Genomic DNA, 578 nt, shown 5'->3' with positions numbered 1-578 from the left:
GTAAGCCTGGCGTTAAAGATAAAATTCTTGAAATGGCAATGAATAGCTCTGGCGTAAGAGATACTGGCCGAGTGTTGAAAGTCGCTTACAACACCGTTTTACGCACTTTAAAAAACTCTCACCTAGACAAGTAACGACAATACCTTTTGATGTCGCTAACATTGAGTTGATATGTGAGGTCGATGAACAATGGTCGTTTGTTGGTAACAAGAATAATCAACGTTGGCTTTGGTATGCTTGGGAGCCTAGATATAAGCGGATCATTGCCCACGCTTTTGGTAAAAGAGATACCGAGGCATTTAATAAACTACAACGTCTTCTATCGAAGTTTACCATTCCTTTTTATTGTACAGACGACTACCGTATTTATTCAGCGAACTTACCAAGAGAGAAACACATCATAGGTAAGCGGTATACGCAAAGGATAGAACGAACCAATCTCACCCTGAGAACTCGCTTAAAGCGACTCGTTCGAAAAACTATCGGCTTCTCCAGATCAGAAGAAATGCACGATAAGGTCATCGGTACCTTTATCGAACGAGAGTTTTACTATTAATCAACAGGTTGGAGTCATGACC

At 40.8% G+C, this 578-nt stretch carries 1 pseudogene; it reads left to right on the top strand.

Annotated elements, in window-relative coordinates:
- Positions 1 to 556 (top strand): annotated as a pseudogene (locus RH85_RS10165) (IS1 family transposase); the annotation flags it as partial.
- Positions 557 to 578 lie beyond the last annotated feature (22 nt).

The organism is Vibrio ichthyoenteri ATCC 700023 (assembly GCF_000222605.1).
GTDB lineage: Bacteria > Pseudomonadota > Gammaproteobacteria > Enterobacterales > Vibrionaceae > Vibrio > Vibrio ichthyoenteri.
The sequence above is the reverse complement of the archived record's forward strand: the minus strand, read 5'-3'. Positions and strand labels throughout refer to the sequence as shown.